Source organism: Streptomyces sp. NPDC047981, from assembly GCF_040653315.1.
Lineage (GTDB): Bacteria > Actinomycetota > Actinomycetes > Streptomycetales > Streptomycetaceae > Streptomyces.
Map to the genome: position 1 here is coordinate 53,852 of NZ_JBEZNQ010000040.1, position 24,878 is coordinate 78,729.

At 72.7% G+C, this 24,878-nt stretch carries 17 protein-coding genes and 1 pseudogene; 3 read left to right on the top strand and 15 right to left on the bottom strand.

What is annotated here, in order from left to right; all coding sequences use genetic code 11:
* Positions 1–227 precede the first annotated feature (227 nt).
* From AB0E14_RS23550 to AB0E14_RS23580, 7 genes and pseudogenes are all read right to left on the bottom strand, one after another.
* The gene (locus AB0E14_RS23550) at positions 228–1,514 is read right to left on the bottom strand and encodes a cytochrome P450 (protein ID WP_362421407.1); all 1,287 of its coding nucleotides are present in this window, start codon (positions 1,512–1,514) and stop codon (positions 228–230) included.
* A gap of 227 nt (positions 1,515–1,741) precedes the next feature.
* Positions 1,742–2,626: a geranyl diphosphate 2-C-methyltransferase gene (locus AB0E14_RS23555; RefSeq protein ID WP_362421358.1), complete on the bottom strand. Its 885-nt coding sequence runs from the start codon at positions 2,624–2,626 to the stop codon at positions 1,742–1,744.
* Positions 2,627–2,640: 14 nt separating this feature from the next.
* A pseudogene (locus AB0E14_RS23560) lies at positions 2,641–3,774 on the bottom strand (family 2 encapsulin nanocompartment cargo protein terpene cyclase); the annotation flags it as partial.
* Between the two features lie 92 nt (positions 3,775–3,866).
* On the bottom strand, positions 3,867–5,276 hold the full coding sequence (locus AB0E14_RS23565; protein WP_362421361.1) for a family 2B encapsulin nanocompartment shell protein: 1,410 nt from the start codon (positions 5,274–5,276) through the stop codon (positions 3,867–3,869).
* Positions 5,277–5,495: 219 nt separating this feature from the next.
* Positions 5,496–7,334, bottom strand: a complete 1,839-nt coding sequence (locus AB0E14_RS23570) for a metallophosphoesterase (protein WP_362421364.1) — start codon at positions 7,332–7,334, stop codon at positions 5,496–5,498.
* Positions 7,335–7,350: 16 nt separating this feature from the next.
* On the bottom strand, positions 7,351–8,862 hold the full coding sequence (locus tag AB0E14_RS23575) for a patatin-like phospholipase family protein (RefSeq protein ID WP_362421367.1): 1,512 nt from the start codon (positions 8,860–8,862) through the stop codon (positions 7,351–7,353).
* Between the two features lie 17 nt (positions 8,863–8,879).
* Positions 8,880–10,541, bottom strand: coding sequence for a GMC family oxidoreductase (locus tag AB0E14_RS23580; RefSeq protein ID WP_362421370.1), 1,662 nt, complete (start codon positions 10,539–10,541; stop codon positions 8,880–8,882).
* A gap of 340 nt (positions 10,542–10,881) precedes the next feature.
* On the opposite strand from AB0E14_RS23580, the gene AB0E14_RS23585 reads away from it, so the two are divergent.
* Positions 10,882–11,781 (top strand): YhjD/YihY/BrkB family envelope integrity protein, encoded by a 900-nt coding sequence (locus AB0E14_RS23585; RefSeq protein WP_362421373.1) that lies wholly within the window; start codon positions 10,882–10,884, stop codon positions 11,779–11,781.
* A 120-nt stretch (positions 11,782–11,901) separates the two neighbouring features.
* Positions 11,902–13,803, top strand: a complete 1,902-nt coding sequence (locus AB0E14_RS23590; protein WP_362421376.1) for an alkyl sulfatase dimerization domain-containing protein — start codon at positions 11,902–11,904, stop codon at positions 13,801–13,803.
* Positions 13,804–13,821: 18 nt separating this feature from the next.
* On the opposite strand, the gene AB0E14_RS23595 is transcribed toward AB0E14_RS23590, so the two are convergent.
* The 3 genes from AB0E14_RS23595 to AB0E14_RS23605 are packed head-to-tail and all read right to left on the bottom strand — an operon-like array spanning position 13,822 to position 16,978.
* Entirely contained in the window at positions 13,822–14,691 is an 870-nt protein-coding gene (locus tag AB0E14_RS23595; RefSeq protein ID WP_362421378.1) for a hypothetical protein, read from the bottom strand.
* Entirely contained in the window at positions 14,688–16,475 is a 1,788-nt protein-coding gene (locus AB0E14_RS23600; RefSeq protein WP_362421381.1) for a GMC family oxidoreductase, read from the bottom strand. Before AB0E14_RS23600 ends, AB0E14_RS23595 begins: the two co-directional genes overlap by 4 nt.
* Positions 16,472–16,978 carry a hypothetical protein gene (locus tag AB0E14_RS23605; protein ID WP_362421384.1) on the bottom strand — a complete coding sequence of 169 codons (507 nt, stop codon included), beginning with the start codon at positions 16,976–16,978 and terminating at the stop codon, positions 16,472–16,474. The genes AB0E14_RS23600 and AB0E14_RS23605 overlap by 4 nt, the downstream gene beginning before the upstream one ends.
* Before the next feature lie 188 nt (positions 16,979–17,166).
* On the opposite strand from AB0E14_RS23605, the gene AB0E14_RS23610 reads away from it, so the two are divergent.
* Positions 17,167–18,498, top strand: a complete 1,332-nt coding sequence (locus AB0E14_RS23610; protein ID WP_362421410.1) for a lamin tail domain-containing protein — start codon at positions 17,167–17,169, stop codon at positions 18,496–18,498.
* Positions 18,499–18,559: 61 nt separating this feature from the next.
* Here the strand turns inward: AB0E14_RS23610 and AB0E14_RS23615 are convergent, their stop codons facing one another.
* The 5 genes from AB0E14_RS23615 to AB0E14_RS23635 all read right to left on the bottom strand — a co-directional run bounded on the left by AB0E14_RS23615 (position 18,560) and on the right by AB0E14_RS23635 (position 24,829).
* Positions 18,560–18,754 carry a DUF4236 domain-containing protein gene (locus tag AB0E14_RS23615; RefSeq protein ID WP_362421386.1) on the bottom strand — a complete coding sequence of 65 codons (195 nt, stop codon included), beginning with the start codon at positions 18,752–18,754 and terminating at the stop codon, positions 18,560–18,562.
* 75 nt (positions 18,755–18,829) lie between these two features.
* Positions 18,830–20,242 carry a serine/threonine-protein kinase gene (locus AB0E14_RS23620; protein ID WP_362421389.1) on the bottom strand — a complete coding sequence of 471 codons (1,413 nt, stop codon included), beginning with the start codon at positions 20,240–20,242 and terminating at the stop codon, positions 18,830–18,832.
* Positions 20,239–21,048, bottom strand: a complete 810-nt coding sequence (locus AB0E14_RS23625) for a serine/threonine protein kinase (RefSeq protein WP_362421392.1) — start codon at positions 21,046–21,048, stop codon at positions 20,239–20,241. Before AB0E14_RS23625 ends, AB0E14_RS23620 begins: the two co-directional genes overlap by 4 nt.
* Before the next feature lie 275 nt (positions 21,049–21,323).
* Positions 21,324–23,357 carry a family 43 glycosylhydrolase gene (locus AB0E14_RS23630; RefSeq protein WP_362421395.1) on the bottom strand — a complete coding sequence of 678 codons (2,034 nt, stop codon included), beginning with the start codon at positions 23,355–23,357 and terminating at the stop codon, positions 21,324–21,326.
* Between the two features lie 95 nt (positions 23,358–23,452).
* Complete coding sequence (locus AB0E14_RS23635; protein ID WP_362421412.1) at positions 23,453–24,829, bottom strand: peptidoglycan DD-metalloendopeptidase family protein; 1,377 nt, start codon at positions 24,827–24,829, stop codon at positions 23,453–23,455.
* Positions 24,830–24,878: the final 49 nt, after the last annotated feature.

The following is a 24,878-nucleotide window of genomic DNA, read 5'->3' on the forward strand; positions in this document are numbered from 1 at the left end:
AGAGTTCGCCCCGAGCCTCCGCCGCACAGCGCAGCGGTTATACATGACGCGGCTGCGCAGGCACACGCGGGCGGACAAATGGGGCGCGGGTGTCCTGAGCTGCCTTGCGTGTCACTTCTCGGCTTCACCCGTGGGTGGTTCGCCGGTGTGTCTCGCGTGTCCGAACGTGCCTAGGGCGGTGGCGCGCCCGCGGAGCCGACGCCGAGCGGCTCGGGTCCCGGTAGTGCCTACCCGAGCGTCGCGAGGGCCGGGCCGTCGGGTCGCACGGTGATGCCGTACGTGGCCTCGGTCGGCGCCGAGCGGAAGCGCGGTACAGGGGCGGACAGGAGGTGATCGAGGAGAACGGTCGACTCCCGCAGGGCGAACTGCAGACCCAGGCACGCCCGTGGCCCGATCCCGAACGGGAGGTAGCTCCCGGGGTTGCCGGGGCGGCGCCCAGGGGTCGTGAAGCGGCCCGGGTCGAACCGCTCGGGGTCCTCCCAGAGGCCGGGGTCCCGGTGGGTGAGGTACGGGCAGACCAGGACGTCGGTTCCCGCCTCGACCCGGTGGCCTGCGAGGACGTCGTCCTCCGCGGCGGAGCGCGGCAGCATCCAGGCCGGCGGGTAGAGCCGCAGTGTCTCGTGGACGAGCGCCTGGACGGCCTGGCGCCGTTCGGGAGACCCCTCGGCCCCCGCGGCGAGAGCCCGCTCCCGAGCCCCCGGGGCGCGGTCCAGGAGGAGGTGGAGCCACGTCAGGGTGGTGGCGGTCGTCTCGTGGCCGGCGACGAGGAGGGTGACCAGCTCGTCCCGGATCAGCCGGTCGCTGTACGCGGGGTGCGTCCCGGCCGCCTCGACCAGGACGTGCAGCAGGCCCGGGCCGTCGGGCGGCACCGCGTCTCCGTCCCGGACGGCGGCGATGGCCCGGCTCGCCACGGCGTCGATCCGCGCCAGCTCGTCGGCGACGACCCCTCGGGCGGCGGCGCCGTCGGAGGGAAGGCTGGGCAGCGCGGCCACCACGGCGGGCACGGCGTCGAGTTCACGCTCCGTCAGGGGGTCGAGAGGGTGTCCCGTCAGGGAGCGCCAGATGGTGTCCAGGGCGAAGCGGCGCATCTCCTCGCCGACGTCGAACACCTCTCCCGTACGGGCGTACGCGGCCCAGCGCGCCGCGGCGGTCCGGGCGGCCCCGTCGATCCGCTGCTCGTAGCGCCGCATTCCCCTGCCGGTGAACTGTGCCTGCAGCAGCTTCCGTTGCCGCTGCCAGGCCTCGCCCGTCGCGGCCAGCAGGCCGTCGCCGATCAGCAATCGCGCACGGTGCGAGCGCTTGACGTACCGATCGGGACGGAGCGCGAGCACGTGCTGAACGGCCTCCGGGGCGGTGACCAGGAGGGTCGGCCGCGGGCCGAGCCGGAACAGAGCGAGGCCGCCGAGCCGTTCGCGGGCCATGGCGAGCAGGTCGACGAGTTCCCCTCCGTCGGCCTGCCACCGCCGGACGAGGGCGGGGTCCAGTTCGGGGACGGTGTCGAGGCGGGCGGTCATGTCCACGGGATGCTCCTGTTCGACGGCTGTACGTCGGCACGGACCGGACACGGGGCGGGGGCGGACGAAGCCAGGGCGTGAGGCAGGGCGTGAGGCGAGGGTGAGGCGAGCGTGAGGCGAGTGTGAGGCAGGGCTGCGGTACGAACGGCGCAGCACGCACTGTAGGAGAGCGGGCGCGGTGGACGACAGACCACCACACCCGCTCTCCGTCAGACGGACGCGTCAGGTCAGACGCGGTCCGCCGCGATCAGCACGTACTGGAACGAACCGTCCTTGTACGAGTTGATGAACGCCTCCTCGATTCCGGTGACCAGGGACGACGTGGCCCGCAGCTCCCAGTAGGGGAGGGTCGCCGGAGTCAGGTCGACCACGGCCTGCGGTACGAGACGGTTGTCGGCCATGGCGCGCAGGTACTCCCGACGGGAGTGGATGTTGCACTCGAAGTGCGCGTTGATCTGGGAGACCCACTTCGAGGGCTGGCCGTAGCGCGGGTTCCAGCAGCCGGTGATGGTCACGTAGCGACCGCCGACCTCCAGGACGCGGGAGTGCTCCGCGAACAGGTCCTGCAGGTCGACGTACATGCTCGACTCGTTGTTCCACGAGGCCGCCGCCTGCCCCGTCTCGAAGGGCGTGTCGAGCATGTTGCAGACCCGGGCGTGGACGGAGTCCTCGATGCCGAGTTCACGGGCCCGCTGGTTGGCGAAATCGGCCTGCGTGGCCGAGAGGGTGACGCCCTCGACCTTGCAGCCGAACCGCTGGTGGGCCATGACCATCGAACCGCCCCGGCCGCAGCCGGCGTCCACGAGCGTGTCGTCAGGACCGACGGAGCCGAGGTGGTCCAGGAGGACGTCGGTCTGCGCCGACTCCAGGCGGTGCAGTTCGGCGATCAGCTTCTTCTCGTAAGCGCTGTCCTCGACGTCCCCGAGGGCGGCGTGGTCCACGTCGCCGATGCCGTAGTGGTGGTGGTAGAGCCCGTCGACGTCGCCGAGCCGCAGGTTCACGGGCCGGGCCTCGTTGTTCCAGTAGCGGGCGATGTCTCCCTGGTAGGGCGTCGCCGGCGCGGGGATGAAGGCCGAGGTGCCGCTGACGGTCGGGAGCTGGGTGTTCGTCATGTATCGATCCGTTCTTACCAGAAATCGGGCAGGCTGTATCGGAAGGTGTTGGTCTGGTGCCAGTAGTGGTTGCCGTCCACCCACGCGGCCATGCCGTGCAGGAAGCGCAGGACGTTCGGGACCGGACAGGCGGCGGCCAGGTCGGCGGCCGCGTCCTCGAAGGCGTGCATGAGGTCGTTGTGGACCTCGACCGCCTTCAGGTAGGCGTCGCGCTCCGAGAGGTCCTCGCGCTCGGCGATCACCACGGGCAGATTCAGGTGCCGGCCGGGGCTGTTGAGCTCCTTGGTGTAGGAGTACAGGTCGTTGACGATGGTGGTCGCATTGCCGGCCAACGCGATGACCCGTTGCATGGCGGGCTGCGCGTGCAGGTCGGTCGGCAGCTCGTAGCCGCCGACGGTGTCGGTGATCGTGGGGCAGGGGCGGAAGTTGTTGAACTGCCGCATCGCCAGGTACTCCCACACCTCCGGGACGTGGTCCGTCTCGGACCAGGCCGCCTCGGCGAGGTACCCCAGGTGCAGCCGGGCCATGTCGTGCCGGAACCGGTCGGCCTGGGAGGGCGTGGACTGCTGGACGAAGTACTCCATGGCGGAGCGGTAGGCGCGGCGCGGGGCGTCCGCGTGCAGCGAATCGGCCCACCCCGGCTGGTAGTCCGCCGTCGTGTGGAGCGGGTCGAGGGCGGTGTGGGCGAGCAGGAGGCGGCCGCCGAGGCCGATGGGGGAACCTCCGTGGTCCTCGCAGTAGCAGTCGTCGACCGCGTTCTCGGCGACCATCAGCCGGGCGGCGATCATCAGGTGGTCGAGGGTCGGAGCGTCCGGATGGCAGGCGACCATGTAGCGCCCGATGGAGAAGCCGTCGAACTGGCCCTCCCACTCCTCGGGGAACAGCTCGACCTCCTCCACCGCCCAGTCCTTGATCCGGCGACTGACCTCCTCCACACGCACCGGGTCGGGCTCCTCGACCGGGTGGTGGTAGAGACCGGGGATCGGTCGACCCGAGGTCGCGGCGGCCGGCCCCGCCGCTTCCGCCGCTTCCGTCGGCTCCTCGGGGGCCGGCGGCGCAGGGGGCGCCGGGGGCTCCTCGCGTCGGGCCGGAAAGAGGCTCGACGTGCCCAGACCGGTGGGGCCGCGCAGGATCCGTTCCAGCGAGGACAGGGCAGGGGAGAGCCCGGGATCGGGCATCCGTAACTCCTTGGTGGGGTGGTGGCTGTCGGGGCCGACCGGGGAGGAGGGGCCCGGGGTGACTAGTGACGCCAGCGGGCGATCTGCACGTTCTCCAGCACGCCGAGCGCGTTGGGCACGAGGATCGCGGCGGAGTAGTAGGCGGTGACGAGGTACGACATGATCGCCTGCTCGCTGATGCCCATGAAGCGCACCGAAAGCCCCGGTTCGTACTCCTCCGGCAGGCCCGTCTGGCGCAGCCCGACGACGCCCTGGTTGTCCTCCCCGAGGCGCATGGCGAGGATCGAGCTGGCGTTCTCCGCGCTGATGGGGATCTTGTCGCAGGGCAGGATCGGCACCCCGCGCCAGGCGAGCACCTGGCGCCCGTCGAGTTCGGCCGTCTCCGGGTAGAGCCCGCAGGCGTTCCACTCGCGGCCGATCGCGGCGATCGTCCGGGGGTGGGCGAGGAAGAGCTTGGTGCCGCGACGGCGGCAGAGCAGTTCGTCGAGGTCGTCCGGGGTGGGCGGGCCGGAGTGCGGCTGGATCCGCTGCTTGTAGTCGGCGTTGTGCAGCAGTCCGAACTCGCGGTTGTTGATGAGTTCGTACTCCTGGCGCTCCCGCAGCGCCTCGACCGTGAGCCTGAGCTGCTCCTCGGTCTGGTTCATCGGCCCGTTGTAGAGGTCGGCGACCCTGGAGTGGACCTTCAACACGGTCTGGGCGATCGACAGTTCGTACTCGCGCGGCTTGAGTTCGTAGTCGACGAAGGCGCCGGGCAGTCGGGGTTCGCCGCTGTGTCCGGCGGACATCGCGATCTCGGCCTCGCCGTGACGGTTCTGCCGCCGTCGCGGCAGTGAGGTGAACTGCCGTACGTGGTGGGCGAGGTGAGGGGCGGAGGCGAGTACGGCGGCGAAGTCGGCGTGGGACAGGGTGAGCAGCGTGCCTGCGGTCTCTGCGGTGGCCGTGTAGCCCCACGTGCCCTCGCCGTCCAGGAGGGCCTGCTCGCCGAAGCGGTCGCCGTCCGCGAGCACCGCGACGCCGACCTCGTCACCGTACTTGCCGACGGAGGTCTGGTTGATCCGGCCGCGGGCGATCAGATGGATGTGCCGGGCGGGCGCGCCGCGTTCGACCAGCACCTCCCCGGCGCGGAAGTCGCGCTGGACGCACCGGTCCGCGATCGCGGTCAGCACCTCCAGGTCCTCGAAGCCGCGCAGCAACGGCAGTTCGCCGAGCTCCTGCGGGATCACCCGGACGTCCGGGCCGTCCTGGACGAACTCGATGCGCCCGTCGCCGACGGTGTAGCTGAGCCGCCGGTTCACCCGGTAGGCGCCGCCCTTGGTGTCGACCCAGGGGAGCATCCGCAGCAGCCAGCGATCGGTGATCTCCCGCATCTGCGGTGCGGACTTGGTCGTGGTGGCGAGGTTGCGGGCGGCCGCGGTGCTCAGCGACTGCCGGGACGGTGCCGCCTCGGCTTCCGGGCCGGTCTCAACGGTCATCGGACGAGAACTCCTTACGCGGGGCGAAAGTGGGAGGGGCGAGGGCGGAAAGGGGGGCGAATCATCGGGAACCGTCCGGATCCCGGTGAACAGTAGCCGCGGAATTCGCCTGGTCGCCGCGTGATCCAGGGGGAATTACCTCGATGAAGTGACCTTGATTCGTACGGGGTTTATTCGGATCACCGACGGAGTTCCGGCCACGTGACCGAGAGCCGTCGGTCATACCTCGCGGTGCGGTGCGATCACCACGGGCTCCTCGATGAGGTGCGCGGTCGGCGGTGTCGCGGGCACCGGGCGTGTCCAGGGCGCCGGGGTGGCCCGGACCTCGTCGAGCCGCCAGTCGCGGCACGTGCTGTCCAGCGCCAGCGGGTAGAGGGTGAGCGAGCCGTTCCGTGCGATGTGCATGCGGAGGAAGCCCTTGTGGTCGTCGATGGACTGCCCGGACATCTGCCACTCGGTGGGCATCCCCTTGTTCGACCACCGCACCCACAGGGCGAAGAGCAGGGAGCCGAAGGTCGCGCCGAACAGCGCGGCGACGAACACCAGGATCATCAGCACGAAGATGCCGTTCCAGGAGGACGCGAACGTCCGTGCCATCGCGGTGATGACCGCCAGAGCGGCGGCGGCCACCGCCAGCTGAAGCAGCGCGGCCAGGACCGGGCCGGACGGCGCCCTGGGCCGCCCCTCGCCCAGCAGCCCTCTCCACCAGCCGATCAGGAACGGCAGGAGGAAGAGGGCGGCGCTCGCGCAGAGCAGACCGAGCAGGTCGTCGAGGCCGGCACCCTGCAGCGCGCCGATGGGGTTGTGCCGCCCCTCGCCCAGCGCGAACGCGGCGCACATGATCAGGACGAGCACCACGTGCACCACGGCGGCCAGCACCGCGAACCCGCGGTTGTGGCGCAGGAGAAAGCGCGGCGAGAACGGGTTGGCGAGGGCGCGGGCGAGCGTGCGGGATTCCGCCGCGTCCGGGTACGTGCCGGGGGCCAGGGTGAACGCCAGGGGCCGCTCGTCCTTCTTCCGCAGGCGCGAGCCGGCCGGTGGCAGCGACAGCTCCTCGGGGAGGTGGTGCGTGGCCGCCAGGTACGCGCCGCCCAGGCCGCAGGTCACCATCTGGCGCCGCCGGGGGTTCGCGGGCAGCGGCTCGTCCGATCCGGGCTCCTCGCTCGACAGCCGTTCCTCGTAGCGCGCGTAGTGGTGCTTGTCGCCGGTCAGCCACAGCCGGATCGACGCGCCCGTGGGCCGGTACGTCCGGGTCTCCCGGTCGAACCGGTTCCGTACGACGTTGAGGTCGAACCAGTGCAGGGAGTTGAACGCGTCCGGCTCCTCGGCGCTCTCCATCCACGTGGGCACGGCACAGCAGACGATCACGCTGTCGCCCGGCTCCAGATGCCGGGACAGCTCGGTCTCGAAATAGCGCCGCTGCGGGTCGTCGATGTACGAGCCGAGCTGGCTGTCGAGGCCGACCAGCCACCAGCGCCCGGGGAGCCTCACGGCGAAGTAGCTCCGGGTCTGGCGTGTCTCCCAGCCGCCGATGGCACGATTCTGGGCGAAGATCCGCAGGAACGCGGTGAGCCCGTCGTACCAGTCGTGATTGCCCGGCAGCGCGAGCATGAGGGGCTTGTCCGGTGCGGAGGGGAGCGCGGCGCGGTAGGGGCCCTTCATCCGGTCCTCGTACGCGCCCGTCGACGCCACCGGGTACACCTGGTCCCCGCCGAGGACGAGCAGCGAGCCGCGGGGGAGCGGGCCGTGCCGGGGCAGGGCGAGGGTGTCCGCGCCCAGGACGGCCGCCACCGAGGCCGTCGCCTCGAAGCCGTCGCCGAGGTCCGCGACGAAGTCGATCCAGATCTCCTGCGCCTCGGGGTCCGCGAGCGGTGCCGACAGGGGCTCGACCTCCAGGGCGCCCTGGATCTCGCGCTTGTCGGAATAGCCGGCGAACATCGCTGCCATGGCGACCTTGACGGCCGTCCTCGTCAGTTCCTTCGGCGCCAGCCAGCGCACAGGTTCCCGGGGGGTGAACCTGAGTGCCTCCGCGTGCTTTCGCAGTTCCTGGAAGTCCACGACGGCTCCTCCTCGGTCACAGGGGGGACCAGGGCAGGACGTTCTGCGCGTACACGTCCCACAGCCTGCCGGTGAAGAACTGGCCGAAACGCCCGAGGGCCGCCGCTCTGCCGGGCAGCGTCGGTGCCTCGACCCGGAAGGTGGTGAGCTGCTTGAGGAAGTCGGCGGGTCGGATGCGCACGGTCCCCGAGGCCACCGTCTCGGCCCCGGACTCCTCGTGCGCGTCGACATGGCCGCGCAGGACGCGGGTGTGGAGGACGGAGGTGTCCTTCCAGACCCCTCGGCGCGAGTCCTCGCTGACGTCCTTGTACCCGCTGAGGGTGAGCGGGTGACCGGCCCGGTCGGTGACGTACGCCCGGTAGAGCATCCGCAGGTGCTGGGGGCCGGAATGCTCCACGAACAGCTGGAAGGTGCCCCGCTCGATCGGAAGCCGCCCACCCAGCTCCTGACAGACGATCTCCCCGCGCAGGGCGGCCTCGTGCGCAGGATCGAGGAGGAAGCGGTCCACTCCCTGGATGTCGACGGTCACGTGGAGCGCGATGTCGGCCGTCGTCCCGTTCTCCGGCGGGACCTCGGCCGGGGCGGCGTGGTCGCCGAACACGACCTGCCCCACCATGCGTTCGGTGAAGCGCAGCCGGGTCGGATCGTCGGGGCGGCCGGGAGCGGCGCCCGGCTTCCAGGGAATCCCCTGCTCCGTGCACCAGGAGCGGGCGTCCCGCACTCCGAGCTCGACGGCCTGGGCGAACCGGTCCCGGGAGAAGTTGATGAGGTAGTTGAGGGGGACCTCGCCGGCCAGCATCCGGACGTCGATCAGGCGCCCGAACTCGCCGTCCTCCCCCCGGCGCAGCGCCGCGTTGCTGGCCTCGATCCGGCGCAGCCAGTGCTGCAACTGGCCGTTGGCCGTCGTCTCGATGATGTGGAAGTAGTTGGCGACGAAGCCGTCCCGCCAGCGGTGCCGACGGCTGACCGTCCAGATGATCCACAGCTCGTCGCAGCCCCGGCGGATCGCCTCCTCGACGTTCCCGTCGGTGAGATAGACCGGGTCGATGTAGGTCTGCCCGTCGATGACGACAGGAGGGAACCACATGGGCAGCGACACCCCGGCGCAGAAGCGCTCCTCGTCCATCCGGTCGGCGGTCACCGCCTCCAGTTCGTTGGCACTGAAGTTGTAGAGGTTGAAGGTGGCCTCACGGTCCGTGGCCCGGATGCGGTCCCAGTCGAGCCCCCAGCCCGGGAAGACGCGGCGCCGGTAGCCGTCCAGCGTGAAGAGGGAACGGGCGTACGGCCCCTTCGCCCACTCGCGCCAGTTCGGGGTGACGCCCTTCAGCGGGGAGAGCCCGCGCCAGTTGTCCGCGATCTCGCGCCCGGACATCCCCTGGCAGTACATCGCCAGGTTGAATACGCCTCCACTGGCGCCGTCCGCGTGATCGAACGTCAACTCCGCTTCGTCGAGAAGCACTTGCAGGACACCCGCCTGATAGGCGACCTTCAGGCCGCCGCCGGCGAGGATGAGTGATCTGCGCGTCATGGGGGCCTCGCCGGTGGTCACTGATCCTCGATGATGCGGTCGGCCGACCGGTCGGCCAGCGCCGCGATGGTGAGCGAGGGGTTCGGACCCACGGGACCGGGCAGCACCGAGCCGTCGGCGATCGACAGACCCGGATAGCCGAAAACCTGCCCGAAAGGGTCCACCACGCCCTCGCGCGGGGTGCGCCCCATCGGCGCGCCACCCACGGGATGCACGGTGATGAGCCGGTTGAGCAACCACAGGGGGTTCGCGGCGTACCGTCCGCCCAGACTGTGCGACACGGCCCGCATGGTCTCGTTCATCTGCCTGAAGTAGGCGTCGGACGCGGCCAGTTTCCAATCGAGGTCCAGATGCCCGTCACGCAGGAACATCCGCCCGTTGGGGACGTCCCGTCCCATGCCGAGCAGCGGCAGGGACGTGGCGGTGAACAGCCCCTTGCCCATGGCGTCGTTGAGCTGCCGTCCCACCCGGCTCTTCGCCGTCCGGGTCAGCCGCGACCACCCCCGGCGCAGCAGGAACCGCGCGACCCGGTCGGTGAGGGTGAGGACGTTCTGCTCGACGAGCCAGTTGAGGAACTCCGGGTAGCCGGCGTCCTCGATGTAGAAGCCCCTGTCCCTCGCACCGCTGCCCTTGCGGTCCACCCGCAGGGCACTCGTGATGACCGGGCCGAAACTCGGCTCCAGGAGGCGGGGCACCGTCTCCGCGGGCAGGTCCGGATGGGGCCTGCGCGCCTTGAACACCAGGCCGAGGAAGTCGCCGTTCCCGGAGAAGCGCGTGCCGAGGGCCGGGCTGAGCGCGGGGAAGGCGCTGCGGTTGCGCATCAGCAGATACGTGGTGCCGAAGGTGCCGGCGGAGAGGATCAGCCGCCGCGCCCTGACGGTGTGCCGCACGGGAGGCGGGCGGTCTCCGTCTCCGGCGGCGTCGTGCTCCAGGTACGAGATCAGGAACCCCTCCGGGACCGGTTCGAACGAGCGGACCTCGCACAGGGTCCGGATGTCCGCCCCGAGCCGGTCGGCGGCGCTGAGGTAGGTGAAATCCAAACTGTTCTTGCTGCCGAAGTTGCAGCCGAGGTCGCACTCACCGACGAGCCTGCACGCGTAGCGCGGGGCGTGGTGCAGATTGTCCGCACCGCCTTCGAGCGGAGCGCCGGGCACCGGTGGGTCCCCGAAGGAGACGGCCAGTTTCGGAAGCTCCCAGGGAAGCCCGAGGCGCTCGGCGGCCTCACGCATCGCGAGGGTCTTGGGCGTGCTCCGGTAGGGCTCGACATCGACGGGGTACCGCTGGGCGCCCATCGCCGTCTCGACAGCCCCGTAGTGCCGTTCGAGGTCCTCGCGCGTGACGGGCCAGTCCTCGCGCCCGCCGTCGAACGACTCGTGCACGAACCAGCTCTCCGGCTTGCGGATCAGCACGTTCGCGTAGATCAGCGAGCCGCCGCCGAGACCGCTGGACACCAGGGCGTCCATCGTCGAGAAGCTCCACATGTCGTACATCCCGTACAGGCGGGAATCCGGGTCCCAGAAGTTCTTGGCCGTCTCGTGGGGACTGCGCGGGAAGGACCCGGGAGGGAACCGCTTCCCCCGTTCGAGAACGCAGACACCGAGACCGGCCTGGGCCAGGCGGAACGCGGTCACCGATCCGCCGAATCCCGACCCGACGACGACAGCGTCGAAGACGTCCACGCTCGCCACCTCTCGGAGACGAAGCCGCATTCCCTGCCCTTACTGCCCCCGTCGGCGGCTGCTCGCACGCACGACCTCTCTCCATCGTTCACCCACCGGCCGTGACGCGCACGTCGAAGGGGACGGGCAGCGGGACGCCCCCGGACCGGTTGACCGGGCGTCAGCGGGTCGGGGCGTTCCCTCGGACGGGTCGGCGGGCTCGCCCGGGCGGATGCGGCGCCGTCCAATGGACGGGCGGGCGGGATCGGGAGGCCGGATGACGTGGGCGAGCCGGGTGCGGAGCATCCGGAGGGGTGCCGAGAGCCGCTTTCCCGTACTCACCGAGCTCACGAGCAGGCTGATGAGCGGGAACCTCCTGGACGCCGGCACCCGACTGGCGGCCCAGGCGTTCCTGGCCGCCGTGCCGCTCCTGTTCGCCCTGGCGGCCTTCGCCCCCGTCGGCGTACGCGACCAGATGCGCGACTCCCTGCGGGAGGTGTTCGGGCTGACGGGCGCATCGGACGAGGAGCTGAAGAAGGTCCTCGACGGCTCCGACGCCGAAGGGCTGCGGGACACCACCGGTGCCGTGGGCGCGCTCGTGGCGCTGGTGTCGGCCACGAGCTTCAGCCGCGCCATGGCACGGGTGTGCGAGCGGGCCTGGGGGCTGCCCAGGGCGAGCACACGGATCGCCGCCTGGCGGTGGGCGGTGTGGCTGCTGGCCCTGGTCCTCGTCGTCCTCCTCCAGGAGCCGATCCGCAGCGGCTTCGGGACGGGCGGATGGCTGGGCCTGCCGCTGTACTTCCTGGTCAGCACCGGGGTGTGGCTGTGGACCCAGCACCTCCTGCTCGTCAACCGGATCCGCTGGCTACCGCTCCTGCCCGGCGCCCTGCTCGCCGCCACGGCCACGACCGCCCTCGGCCTCACGGCACGCCTCTACATGCCGGGCGCCCTCAACCGGGCCCTGGGCGAGTACGGCTCGCTGGGTCTCGTCCTGACGATGCTGTCGTGGCTGATCGTGGTGTGCGCCGCGCTCACCTTCGCGTTCACCATCGGCGCCGTACTCGCCCAGGAGCCCCCGCTCAACCGCCACCTCGGAACCGACGGCAGGACCGACGGCGAAGCCGACGGCAGGACCGACGGCGAAGCCGAGGACGAAGCCGACGGCGGAATCGACGATGGACCCGACGGCGGGACCGCAGACGGACCCGACGGCGGGACCGCGGACGGACCCGCCCTCCGCACGGACCGCCCCGACGGCTGACGCGCGCTCACCCGGACGGAGCAAGCCCGATCGTGCCCGTCCCGAACGGGGACCGAGGGTGGGAGGGACGCGTCGGCCATCGCCCGGCAGGTGCGCGAGGAGAGAGGGAGAGCCCGAGCGATGACCGGGAACGAGCACTCCAGGCCGGCCGAGCAGGGAATCGTGCGGGGCAACGAGGAGGTCCTGCGGCGTCTCCCCTTCGACGACACGCGCGACTTCGACGACGCCCGACGCGGCTACATGGGGACGGCGGAGGAGACGGTCGTCCGCGACGCCGAGGGGCGCACGGTCTGGGACCTGGAGGCGTACGACTTCCTCCAGGGGGACTGCCCCGACACGGCCAATCCGAGCCTCTGGCGACAGAGCAGACTCGCCGCCGAACACGGCCTCTTCGAAGTCGTCGAAGGCATCTACCAGGTCCGTGGCTTCGACCTCTCCAACATGACGGTCGTCGAGGGCCAGGAGGGCATCCTGGTGATCGACCCCCTCATCTCCGCCGAGACGGCGGCGGCGGCCCTCGCGCTCTACCGCGCCCACCGGGGTGCCCGGCCGGTGACCGGTGTGCTCTACACCCACAGCCATGTCGACCACTTCGGCGGTGTGCGCGGCGTGGTGACGGACGCCGACATCGCGCGGGGCGTCCCGGTCGTCGCGCCGGTCGGCTTCCTGAAGCACGCCGTCAGCGAGAACGTGTACGCGGGCACGGCGATGGCCCGCCGCGCGGCCTACATGTACGGTGCCGTGCTGCCGACGGGGGAGCGGGGGCAGATCGGCGCCGGCCTGGGGCAGGCCACCTCGACGGGTTCCGTCGGGCTGATCGCGCCGACCGTCGACGTCACCGGCACCGGCCAGACGGAGATCGTGGACGGCATCCGCATGGTCTTCCAGCTGACGCCAGGTACCGAGGCACCTGCCGAGCTGAACATCCACTTCCCGGACCACGGCGCGCTCTGCATGGCCGAGAACGCCACCCACAACCTGCACAATCTGCTCACCCTGCGCGGAGCGGAGGTGCGCGATCCACGGGAGTGGGCACGGTACCTGACCGAGGCCGTCACACTCTTCGGCGCCGTCACCGACGTCGCGTTCGCCTCGCACCACTGGCCGGTCTGGGGGCGCGAGCGGGTCGTCCAGTACCTCTCCGAACAGCGCGACGTCTACGCCTACCTGCACGACCAGACCCTGCGCATGCTCAACCTGGGGTACACACCGCGGGAGATCGCCGAGGAGATGCGGATGCCGCCGGCCCTGGAGCGGGCCTGGCACACCCATGGCTACTACGGCTCGGTGAGTCACAACACCAAGGCCGTCTACCAGCGGTACATGGGCTGGTTCGACGGCAACCCGGCCCACCTGTGGGAGCATCCGCCCGTCGAGAGCGCCACACGGTACGTGGAGTTCATGGGCGGCGCCGACGAGGTGCTGCGCCGCGCCCGCGAGTCGTACGCGCGGGGCGACTACCGCTGGGTCGTCCAGGTGGTCGACCACGTCGTGTTCGCCGACCCCGGCAACGCCGCCGCCCGCGAGCTCCAGGCGGACGCGCTCGAACAGCTGGGGTACGGCAGCGAGAACGGCACCTGGCGCAACTTCTACCTCACGGGAGCGATGGAGCTGCGGGAGGGCCCCGCCGGGACGCCGACGGTCGTCGCCTCGCCCGACGTGCTGCGCGCGCTCACCCTCGACCAGCTCTTCGACTCCCTCGCGATCAGGGTCGACGGGCCGCGCTGCTGGGACGCGGACATCTGCGTGCGCTGGAACATCACGGCGGGCGACCCCGTCACGCTCCGGCTGCGCAACGGCGTCCTCACCCACGTCACCGGCACCGGCCCGGCCACGTCCGAACCGGACGTCCGGCTGACCCTGGACGAGGAGTCCCTGCGCGCCGTCCTGCTGGGCGTCACCCCCCTGCCCGATCTCATCGAGCAGGGCAGGGCGACGGCCGAGGGCGACCTGACGAAGGTGGCCGAACTCTTCGGACACCTCGCCGATCCGGACCCGGACTTCGCCATCGTCACGCCGTGACCTCGGGCACCCCTGACGTCACGTGCGCGGTGCCCTCGGCAGGTAGTACGGGCGGTGGTGGGCCGCCACCGGGGGTGACTGGTAGGTCCAGGCGCCGGTGGCCGGGGTGGTCGGGGGGAGGACGGTGCGGAGGTCGTCGCCGAGGGTGGCGGCCGGGGTGTGGAGCGTCAGCCGGGTGCGGTCGGCGTGTTCGGGGGCCGTCAGGTCGTACCAGCGGTACGGCTGGGAGAGGTTCATGGGGCCGGCGAGCAGACGGCCCTCCGGGTCGGTGCCGTAGCCGGTGATCGGGGCGGAGTTGGCGGCGACCGAGGAGAGCCCGTCCAGGGCGGCCGTGAGGTCGAGCAACGGGCTCAGGCCCTTCTCCAGCGCGTCGCCGGGACCGATCGCCGCCGCGTTGCACCGCACCGTCCAGGTGTCGCCCGCCGGTCCGTTGAGGGACGGCAGCCCCACCTCGAACCAGCCCGGGTGCTTGGGTTCGGCGTAGAGCTCGCGACCTGCCCTGATCGCGAACGGGTTGTCGCACACGACGTGCAGGCGGGCGATGCCGAGCAGTTTGGTCTGGTCCCAGCCCTTGGCGTACTGCGCGTAGGTCAGCCGCGGCAGTCGGTGGCGCTCGGCCGTCGGGAAGGCGATGACGTTGAACTCGATCTCCTGCGTCACCCCGCCGCCGAACACGTACTGCGCGAAGTACAGCTGGTAGTTGAGCGAGACCAGCGCCCGCCCGTCCTCGAACGTGGCCGCCGTCAGGTCCGGGTGTTGCTTGGCGAGCAGCGCGCGGACCGGTTCCGGCTCGACCAGCCAGTCGACGCCCAGCTGGTGCAACGCCCCGTAGTGGAAGGGGAGCCGGAACGGCTCGGACACCGGAGGGAGAGGGAGATGGGAGGTCATGCCTGGGCTCCTCGGCTCGGAAGGGGGGTGTGCGGGGGCCGGGCGACGGACACCGGGTCGTCGCGGTGCGCCAGCTCCCGCTCGATCCGTTCGGCGCTCCGCAGGGCGAGCGCCGCCATCGTCAGCGTCGGGTTCGAGGTGGCCACCGACGGCATGCTGCCGCAGCCGACCGCGTACAGGCCGGGGTGCTCCCAGCAGCGCTGCCAGGAGTCGACCACCGAGGTCGCGGGGGAGTCGCCCATGACGTGTGTGCCGGCGGCATGGCCGGCCCCGCGGTAGCCGTACGTACGGCCGCCGTGCTCGAAGCGGCCCGGCCACTGAGTCACCGGTGCGTACTCCGTGTGGTCCTCTGCGCCGAGGAGGGCGAAGATCTGCTCGGAGACCGCGCGCGCCGCCGCCATGCCCTCCCTCACGTGCTCGTCGAGGTCGTAGGTGACCAGCGGCAGCGGCAGGCCCGACGCGTCCCGCTCGGACGGGTGGAGCGTGACCCGGTTCGACGGATCGGCGGCCTGCTCCATCTCGAACTGCAAGGTGAACTGGCGGCGCAGACGGCTCCCGACCGCCCGCCGCAGATCCGCTCCCAGCAGGCCCCGGTCGGTGAGGAAGTGGTCGACGTCCGTCTCCACCGGGCCCTTCGCCCAGGACCAGCCCCACGTCCCGAACTCCACGCGGAACGGCGCCCGCAGCCGGCGCGCCGGACCGGCGCGGAAGCCCTCGAAGCCCGACACCGAGCCGGGACCCCGGTACGACCCGGTGTCCTCGGGCATGAGGCCCCAGGTCAGCAGGACCGGATGGTCCATCAGATTGCGGCCCACCTGGCCACTGCCCCCGGCCAGTTCAGAGAGGAGGAGCAGCCGCGCGTTCTCGACGGCGTGCGCGGCCAGCACGACCACGTCGGCGTGGACGACCGAGACCTCCCCGTCGTATCCGGCGTACTCCACCCCCGTCGCGCGCCCCCGCCCGTCCACGAGGACCCGGCGCACCACCGACCGGTCCTGGAGGGTGACGGTCGCGCTCCAGCGGCCCTGGGTCTTCAGCGGCGTGTACTTCGCGTACGACGGGCAGTGCGGGATGCAGCTCGCGTTGCCCACGCACCGGCTCTCCGGGTCGGCCCGACCGTCCCGCCCGCGCGGCACATAGCCGCGGCCGCCGTCGTACCGGGGGTCGGGGATCCCGTTGCGGGCGTGCGGAGTACCGACCACCCTCAGCTCGACCTCCCGCAACGCGACCGGGTCCTTGACCCGCCGCCCGTCCAGACGGGCGGCCAGCAGCCGGTCGAGACGGGCGGCCGGCAGCGGACGCATCGGGAAGACGTAGTCGTCGGGGAAGGGCAGACCGAGCCGCTCGCGCTGCTCGCCCGTGTCGGCGGCCACCCCCAACTCCGCCTCCGCGGCCCGGTAGTGCGGCTCGAGGTCCTCGTACGCGAGCGGCCACCGCCGCCCGTACCCGAAGGCCTCCGTGTCGAAGTCCTCCGGGAGCATGCGCGGCGCGAGGCCCGTCCAGACGTTGCCCGTACCGCCGTTGGCGCGGACGTAGCCGCTGGCGTAGGGGAGCGGACCGTTCTGCCGCAGGTGGCCCGAGGCCCGGAAACCGGGCGCTTCGGCCGTGCCGACGAGGTCCGTCACCTGGGGCGAGGGGGCGGCCGGATGGGGCAGGGGAGCGGCGGGCCCGTCCGCCGGGCCCGCTTCGAGAACCAGGACCCGGCGGCCGCCGGCACCCAGCCGATGCGCCACGAGCGAGCCGGCGATCCCGCCGCCGACGACGATCACGTCGTACCGGCTCACCGGACGCCCTCCTCGACGACCTCGCCCGCGTCGGCCCAACTCCCGTATCCACGCGGATCGGTGGCCGGGGCGCGCAGTCCGGCCGCCTTCCAGACCAGGCCCTCGGCCCGGGCGCGCGGGGACACCGCGATCGGCGGCGAGCCCGGCCAGCTGCCGGTGTACCAGAGATACGTCACCGCCCTGGCCGACTCCCGCAGTTCGCCGCTCGGTTCCCCGACGTCCTCCGGCTCGCGCAGCAGCCGTGCGTAGCGTTCCGCGCCGAGCCGCTCCACGGCCACCGACCGGTACACCTCGGTCGACCCGGTTGCCTCCAGGGCCGCCTCGTCGAATCCGGTCAGACGCGCGGACAGGGCGGTGAAGCGCTGTGTCTCGTCTCTGTGTGGCACGTGATCATCGGTGCCCGGCCGCCCGCCGGCCCATGCGGCGCGCCCCCGGAACGGCTCGATCACGACGCCGGGCTCTCCCTCGTACGGATGGCGGTCGTACGGCCTGCCGTTCGACATGCGTTCATGTGACAAGCCGTCGGGCGCCGAGCGGCGTTCGGCGACGGGCGTGAGTCTCGTGACGCCCAGGGCCCTGGGCGCCAGCACCCACGTCTCGACACCCCACCGTGAGGACGGCCACCGTGCCCCATGCCCCGTTCCGCCTCGCCGTCGCCTGCGCCACACTGGCCGCCGCCGCGACGCTCGCCGTGCCCGCGGCGCACGCCGCGCCGGCCGACGACATCCGCATCAACGAGGTGGTGACCACCGGCAGCGTCGACGACTCGATCGAACTGTTCAACAAGGGCGCGGCCCCGGTCGACATCTCCGGTTGGATCCTCAAGGACGACAACAAGAGCTCGAAGTTCACGGTTCCGGCCGGGACGACGCTCGCCCCCGGCGCGGTCCGGGCGTTCGACGTGCACGCGGCCTTCGGCCTCGGCTCCAGCGACAAGGCCCGGCTCTACCTGCCCGGCGGCGGCACCCTGGTCGACGAGTACGGCTGGAGCGCGCACTCGGCCCCCTCCTGGTCGCGCTGCCCCGACGGCACAGGCGCCTTCGCCCACGCGCCGCAGACGCTCGGCGCGCTCAACAGCTGCGGTTCCGGCGGCGGTACGAGCCCGGTGGCCTGGCCGGGCGGCAGCGCGGTCGCGACCGCCGACGGCTCGAACGTCTTCGGCGAGGATCTGAGCGGCCTGTACCAGGAGGGCTCCGTGCTGTGGGGCGCCCAGAACTCGGGCAAGCTGTGGCGGCTGGTCCGCGACGGCTCCGGCGGCTGGCGCCCGGACACCACCAACGGCTGGTCCACGGGCAAGAGCCTGCGCTACCCGGGTGGCACCGGAAGCCCCGACAGCGAGGCCGTGACCCTGACCGGCGCGGGCGCCGCGGGCGGTGCGTACGTCGCGACCGAGCGCAACGGCGACGCGTCCGGCACCAGCCGCCTGTCCGTCCTCCGCTACGACGTCGCGAGCGGCACCGGCAGCGGCCTGACCGCCGCCAAGGAGTGGAATCTGACCGCCTCCCTGCCGGCCGTGGGCTCCAACCTCGGCTTCGAGGCGATCACCTGGATCCCCGACGCCACCCTCGTCGGAGCCGGCCTGAAGGACGACTCGACCGGCGCGGCGTACGACCCGAGCCGGTACGGCCCCCACACCGGCGGCGTCTTCCTGCTCGGCGTGGAGGGCACCGGCGCGGTCCACGGCTACGTCCTCCAGGACAGCGGCACCGCCACCCGAGTCACCACGTTCGCCAGTGGGATGCCCGGCGTGATGGAGCTCCAGTGGGAGCCCCAGGCCGCGCGCCTGTGGCTGGTCTGCGACGACACGTGCGGCGGTGAGCACCGCACCATGCGGATCGGCTCCACCGGCACCTTCGCCCTCACCGCCGTCCACGCGCGGCCGAGCGGCATGCCGGACCTCAACAACGAGGGCTTCGCCCTCGCGGCGGCCGACGAGTGCGTCGGCGGGACCAAGCCCGTCTACTGGGCGGACGACAGCAACACCGGTGGCCACGCGCTCCGCAGGGGCACCCTCGCCTGCTGAGGCCCGTCGGCACGGGGCACGTCCGCGGGGCTGCCGGGGCAGCCTCGCGGACGCCGGGTCCTCAGCGGCGCCCGCGGACGCGTCGGCGCCAGGTGATCCCGCCCGGCAGCCGCACGGACGCGCTGTGCCCGCCTCCGCCGTGCCGGGTGATGTGCGCCCGGCGTGGGCCGAAGCTCAGGGACCAGCCGTGCGAGCCGATGTTCAGGCGGACCAGCTTCGGGACGAGGGTGATCTGCTTGTGGTAGTGAATCGACATGTCGGCCTCCTGGTCACCATGGTGCGGCACGGCCGCGGCGAGGCCGTCACGGCCACGCCACGACCGTGTCACCGCTCAGTGGCCGGCCGCGGGGCGCCGGCAGTCCGGTAACGAGGGCCGGTCCCTGGTGCGAACGGCGGGGAGCCAGGCCGCCGGTGGCAGCGAGCCGGACGGGAGCCGGACGCGGTACCAGTCGGTGGAGCGCGCGTCCTCCTCGTCGATGATGGGCTCCCCGCCGGTGAACCGGCAGTCGGCGACCAGGACGTCGCCGTGCCACACCCGGGTCCGCACCACGTTGTCCGCCGTGTACGGTCGCGCCGGATCGATCGCCAGGCCCAGGCTGCACCGCCGGTCCTGGTCGGCCCGCTCCCGGCAGCCGCGCTCCGCGTTGAACACCCGTACCGTGCCCGCCGTCGCGGCCGCCCGGTCCGGCGGCGTGGACGGGCCGACCCGTACCGCGTCCGCGCACAGGGTCGCGCCCGCGATCCCGCACAGCGTGGTGGCGAGGACGGCGGCGCGGGCCCGGTGCCGCAGCCGCCCCGCCCCCGGCCTCGCCCCGGGCCGCCCCCGGTGGGCGTCGATGCGGGCGAGCAGGCTCTCCGCGGTGTGCGGGGCGCGGGCCTCGTGGTTCGGGGCGAGGCAGTCGGCGGCCAGCGCCCGCCAGAACGCCGGCACCTCGGGGGCCATGCGCAGCGGGGCACGCCCCTGGCCGTACGCCTGCACCGAGGCGCCGCGCGCCATGGGGGTGGCACCGGGGAACGGCGAGCCGCCCGACGCGAACACCTCGTGGACGACGATGCCGAGCGCCCAGATGTCGGCGGTCGGCCTGACCCGCACGCCCCGTTCGCCGAGCGGCGCCCGCCAGCGCTCGGGCGGGAGGTAGTCCAGGGTGCCCATGGGCGGCGCGTACCCGTGCGTGCCGGTCAGTTCGGTGGCGAGGCCGAAGTCCGACAGCTTCACCGAGCCGTCCCCGGCCAGCAGCACGTTCTCCGGCTTGAGATCGGCGTGGACCCAGCCCGAGCGGTGCAGATGGGCGAGCCCCTCGCAGATGCCCGCGATCAGCCCGCCGCGATCGGCCTCCGGCACGCCCGCGTCCAGGAGCTCGCGCAGACTCCCGGTGGCCCGCTCCATGACCAGGACGAGCGCACCCTCCAGGGACGGGCGGTCGGGCGCCGCGAGCACGAACGACTCCACGAGACCGATCAGCCGGGGGTGGCCGGCCCGCTGCCCGAGATCGACCTCGCGCCGGGCGGACTCCACGATCCTGCGGGTCTGCAGGGGAGCGAGACCGGCCGTCGGCATGATCTTGAGCGCCACGTCGGCGGGCCCGCCGGACGACGGGTCCGCGGGCCGCGCCGCGTACACCGTGGACCAGCCGCCCGCGCCGATCAGCTCGGTCACCACCCAGTCGCCCACCGGGAAGCCGGGAGGGAGCAGATCGGACCGGTCGCACTCCGTGGTGTCTCCCGAGCCGTGCGGCCGGGTCATCGCGCCGCCTGCCGCTCCCGCCCGCCGGCCGCCGACAGGGGCGGCAGCAGCGCGAGGTGTTCCTCCCGTACGAGTCCGAAGCGCAGCGCGAGCCCGACGATCTCCTCCCGCTTGCCGTTGCGGCGGTCGCTCTTGGCGGGGTCGTGGGCGTCCTGGCCGCCGATGCGCAGCTTCTCCTCGGCGAGGTAGTCGATGTGCGAGCTGACCGCCCGAGCGGTCAGCGTGGCGCAGCCGGCGTGCCCTCTGAGCCGCTCGACGATCTGGGGCGTCGTGGGGACCGCCACCCGCGACTGGTCGCGCAACCGCGGCTCGCAGAGGGCGACGAGGACCAGGAAGTAGGTGGCGGTCTCGTCCAGGGAGTACGCGGTGACCGTGCTGTTCCCCCAGGGCAGTCCCATGGCCTCCGGGTCGAGATAGAGGTGGTCGGGGGCGAACACCTGGAAGGAGACCGTGACCTCACCGCGGGTGGGCAGCACCACGCGGGAGAACTCGAAGGGGATGGGCGCCCCGACCCGGCGCGGCGGTACCCTCAGGTACTCGCCCGCTCCCTCCGGGTTCTCCACGAGATAGCTGTGGGTCGTGCTGTGGTTCGTCAGCTGCCAGTGGTCGTCGGTCACACGGATCTCCCCGGCGAGCCGGGAGATCGCCGGGTCGTCGAGGCACAGCTCGACGGGGACCCTGGCGGAGCCCCGGCCGAAGCGGGCCACCTCGCCGGGACCGAGCCGTAAGGTCACCGCTTCACCGTGCGGTGCGGCGCCGCCTGCGCCGCCGCTCCCCGGCGGCAGATGGACGACTACGCCACTCACCGCTCCCCCGTTCCCCCGCGTCACGTGTCGGACGAGCGGAACGATACTCATCTCTCGCGGGAGTTCACCGGCGCACATCGGCCACATCGCCGGAACCGGTCCCCACCGCCGGCCGGCCCTACGGGGCGGAGCCGGCCGGTCATGCCGGTGAACTCACCGTGAGGCGTGGGAAGACGGGCCGCCGCCACACGCCCGGAAAGACGCGGGAGCCTCCGTCCCCGCCGCACGATCACGACCGCGAAGACTCCGTCCACTTGGCGCGATCCACACCCTCCTCAGAGCGCAGGGCTGCCCGACACGAGCGGCGCGACCGCACGCTCGCCGAACGCCGACCAGGGGCGCCAGCCGCCGCTCGGCCGCTCCTGGACGCGGGTCCGGAGCAGTCCCGCGACGGTGACCCCGAAGACGTGCTGCCGCCCGGTGGCGTCGAGCACCGACGTCGGTGTGGCCGCGAGCCGCAGGCCCGGCTCGCCGAACTCCCCGCCGGCAGCCCACTCCCCGCCCGGGGCGACCTGCCAGCGATGGCTGAGCCGGGCGCCGCCGGGCGACAGGGAGAACGCCTCGAGCCGGCCGTCGGCGTTGGCCGCGAACGCCGGGGCCGCCGCGGACCAGCCGAACAGCGGCAGCCACCCGGCCCAGCCGCCGCTCGCCACGGACTGCCGCCGAGCGAACGTGCCCACGCCCGAAGGGCCGATCGCGGCGACGGTGAGCCGGCCGCTGCCGTCCCGCGCGACCCGGGGCGCGGCCCCCGCCGCCGTCCCGTACGGGTGCCACGTCGCGGTCCACGGGCCGCCGGGGGTCTCCTGCCAGCGGTGGCGGATCCCCGCGCCGCCGGGGGAGAGGACGAACACCTCCAGCCGCCCGTCGGCGTTGGCCGCGACCACCGGCGGCGCGCCCGCCGCGCCGCCGAAGCCGATCTCCCAGCCGTCCCAGGCCTGCGACCCCGCCGACCGCTGCCGCCGCCGGGCGACGGAGCCCCCGCCCGGGCTCAGCGCGAAGACCTCGAGGCGGCCGTCGGCGTCGCCCGCCACGGCCGGTGCCGCGCCGGCCGGGCCGCCGAACTCCTCCCACGCGTACCAGCCGCCGTCCGGCCGCTGCACCCGGTGGTGCAGGTTGACGCCGCCCGGGGCGAGCGAGAACACCTCGAGCCTGCCGTCGGGGGTACGGCCGAGCGTGGGCACGGCCCCGGCCGGCCCGCCGAACGCCTCCCACTCCGACCAGCTGTCGGTGTGCGGGTCGGTCTGGACGCGCCGCAGCATCGACCGGTCGGCGGCGTCGAGCGCGAACACCGTGAGCCGGCCGTGGACGTCGAGAGCGGCCACCGGGTTGTCGGGGCTCTGCCACGGCGGCGGAGCGTCCCGCCAGTGCAGCGGTGCCACGTGGAGCCCGTGCCGGAACCAGCCCGCGGCGGTGGCGTACCAGGCGTCCCCGTCGCGGACCACCTCGACGGCGTGACCGGCCACATGGCCGGCGTATCCGGAGAGTTCGAAGTGGAACGGGTCCCGGGAGGCCAGCACGTCGGTGCCTTCGTAGCCGTTCCGGGGGCCGATGAACAGGTAGTACCAGCCGTCCCGTTCGACGACGTACGGCGACTCGGTGACCGAGACGGTCGCGTCCGTGCTCGCGTCGGTGAACGCCACCCCCGGCTCACTCCAGTTGCGCAGGTCGGCGGAGCGCCGGTGGGCCACGACGTGGTGGCCGCCGGGGCCGGACAGCTCGGTGTAGTACATGACCCACTCGCCGCCGACCCGCAGCACCATCGGGTCACGCGCCGCGAGCCCCCGGAAGAGCGGACCGGAGGGCTCGCGGGTCCAGGTGAACAGGTCGGTCGACGTGGCGAGGTTGACGGCCGCGCCGCTTGCGCCGCCCGCGGCGTAGAACATCCACCACCGGCCGTCCGCCTCGACGACGTGCGGTGCCCACAGGTGTTCCTCGCCGAAGTACGACGGGTCGACGGTGAGCGCGTCGGCATGGCCGGTCCATGGACCGGCCGGACTCGGCGCGGAGGCGTGGGCGAAGGTGATCTCCTTCGCGCTGTCCGGGGATTCGCCGCGCGGGGCGCTGTCCCCGGCGATGCCGAACAGGTGCCAGCGGCCGTGGGCCTTCACCAGGGTGTGATCGTTGAGATAGCGCGGGCCGGCGGCGGTGGAGGGGTCGTGGACGTACGTGAAGGGTCCCGCGCCCACCCAGCGGGCGGGCGCGTCCCCGGAGGACGCGGCGGGGGCCGGGCCGGCCGTCGCGCCCAGGAGCGGCAGCGCGCCCGCGCCCGCCGCTCCGAGCAACAGGCTCCGGCGGCTGATCGGAAGCATGGGTCCTCCGGACGTACCGCGCGGCAGGCCGTGTCGCGGGGGCACGGCCTGCCACGGGTGTGGTGGGGGTGGGGACGGCAGCGGGGCGGGGCGGGTCAGTGGAGGGCCGGTCCTGCGGTGTCGTTCACCCAGCCCCAGTCGGCCCAGGTGCTGAAGCCGGTCTGCCAGGTGTGGAAGGTGCCGACGGGGTTGGTGCCGAAGACCTCGATGCGGCCGTCGGCGTTGGCGGCGGCGGTGACCTCGGTGCCGCCGGTGCCGAAGGAGGCCCACGGGCTGTAAGGGGCGTTGAGGCCGGTCTGCCAGCTGTGCGCGGCGGTCGTGCCGTTCATGGCGAAGACCTCGACGCGGCCGTCCGGGGTGCGCTCGCTGCTGAGCTGCGCGTTGGCGGGGCCGCCGCCGGTGCCCTCCCACTCGGACCAACCGGCGGGACCGGTCTGGTACTTGTGGAACACCCCGACCGGGCCGGAGGCGAAGACCTCAAGACGCCCGTCGGCGTTGTGGTCGACGGTCAGGTCGTGCCCGCCTTCACCGAACGTGGCCCAGGCCGACCAGCCGCCGTTGGGGGCGGTCTGGTACGTGTGCTCGAAGGTGGCGCCGTTGAGGGCGAAGACCTCCAGGCGGCCGTCGGGCGCCTTCCCCATCTCCACCCTGCTGTCGGCGGGGCCACCGCCGGTGGACTCCCACTCCGACCAGCCGCCGTTCGGGGCGAGTTGATAGCGATGGAAGAGCCCGACGGGGCCCGACGCGTAGACCTCGATCCGGCCGTCGGCGTTGACGCCGGCCGCCGTGTCCCGGCCACCGCCGCCGAAGGTCTCCCAGTTCGACCAGCCACCGGACGGGTTCAGCTGCCAGCGGTGCTGGAATGTGTTCCCGTTGAGGGCGAGCAGCTCCAGACGGCCGTCGGCGTTGGGCGCGATGGCGAGTTGGGCGTCGGCCGGCCCGCCGAGGGACTCCCAGGACGACCAGTCGCCGTTGACCCGCTGCTGCCAGGCGTGGTGGATGCCGTCGGCCGCGGCCGCGAACACCTCAAGGCGCCCGTCCGCCGAACGTGCCGACACGACCCGGCCGGACTCCGCCGGATAGACCGGGGGCCTGGGCTGCGGGCCGGGGCCCGGCGTGCAGGGCAGCACGATGCCGCGCTCGGCGAGATGGACCTCGGGGTCGACGCCCCAGGAGGCGGACCGGTCGCCCCAGATGCGCAGGTGGAGATGGGGTCCCGTGGAGTTCCCCTCGGAGCCCATCAGGGCGATCTGCCGGCCGGCCTCGACGTGGTCGCCGACGGAGACGTCCCGCCGGGACATGTGCCCGTACTCGGAGATCCTCCCGTCCGGGTGCTGGACCCGGATCCACTGCCCGTAGCCCGGCTCGTACCCGGAGATGGTCACCTCGCCGTCCCCGACGGCGTAGATCGGCGTTCCGACGGCGTTGGCGATGTCCACGCCGTTGTGGCCGCTGTGGTAGTGCTGGGTCACGGTGCCCGCGGCCGGGCAGGCCGCCCCGGCGACCGCCCCGCGGGCGGCC